The sequence below is a fragment of the Streptomyces sp. PR69 genome, assembly GCF_026420845.1.
Lineage (GTDB): Bacteria > Actinomycetota > Actinomycetes > Streptomycetales > Streptomycetaceae > Streptomyces.
Window position 1 is genome coordinate 1 of record NZ_JAOWCB010000090.1, and the last position, 976, is coordinate 976.

Genomic DNA, 976 nt, shown 5'->3' on the forward strand with positions numbered 1-976 from the left:
GCGGTGTCGTCTGTCGCGAGAGCGTCGGACGTGCTGACATCGGCATGTCGGGGCTGCTTCCGTGGCCACCGGCTCTGTCACCTGCCGAGGCGTTTCCTCAGTTGAGCCTGGTCGTTGATGTTGTGGCCGTATAAGCACTGACAACTCAAACGGAGGAGAGCTGTATGCGGATGAGGATGGCCACCGCCGTCACCATGGCTGCCTGCGCAGTTGCCCTGACCGTCAACGCCGAGGCCGTTGAAGCAGGCCCGGCTCAGGCGCAGAAGCCTGCGTGCGGCAGCGTCGAGAGCTTCCGGCTCGGAGGCCCGTACAACGGACGTGTCACGTCTAGCCACGTGAACGGGTCTGTCAACAACATGGTCATCGGCCAGGAAACAGGCAGGCAAGGACATGTCTCGACTGGCCCGGTGACCGGTACAGCCACCGCCGACTACACCAGCAAGAGCAAGCCCCTTAGCGCTCGCTGGACTGCCATGGACGACATGGTCCTGTCTCCCATGGCCGATTACCTCATCCGCACGTCCGACGGGCAGTCCGTCGGCAGCGTCACCTGCGACGAGTCCGGTGCCGTCACCGAGTTCACCGCGAAGGATGTGACGTACTACGTCGCCGGGGGTACGTGGCGGGAGGAGTGCACCACCGGGATCGGCTGCGGGTACACCAAGGACCCGGAGCGCGTCGAGTCGGTGGTCAACGCAACCCTCACCATGAAGAGCGAGAAGATCACGCAGGACTAAGTCGCAGGTCGGCTCAGACTGGTTGCGCTGGGACCGCCCTCGCCCGCGCCTGGGATGCCCATGCCACGTCCCTTGACCTGGAAGATGCGCGCGACGGCGGCGGGTGCTGGCTCCTCGTACGGGGCCCCCGGCGGGCCGCCCTGCACCCCCTACGCCGAGTCGACCCCTGCCGGACAGCACCGAGGGGCGAAATGGGCTCCGGCCCCGCACCAGGTGGGGCCGGAGACACGGTCAGGCGG

The 976-nt window shown here is 66.6% G+C and carries 1 protein-coding gene; it reads left to right on the plus strand.

The annotated features are described in order from the left end of the window. Positions 1–176: 176 nt before the first annotated feature. Positions 177–737 carry a hypothetical protein gene (locus OF819_RS29015; protein ID WP_267246631.1) on the plus strand — a complete coding sequence of 187 codons (561 nt, stop codon included), beginning with the start codon at positions 177–179 and terminating at the stop codon, positions 735–737. The last annotated feature ends 239 nt before the right edge of the window (positions 738–976 follow it).

Coding starts and splice junctions, on each gene's coding strand:
- OF819_RS29015 (WP_267246631.1), top strand. CDS start 177: ATGGCCACCGCCGTCACCATGGCTGCCTGCGCAGTTGCCCTGACCGTC.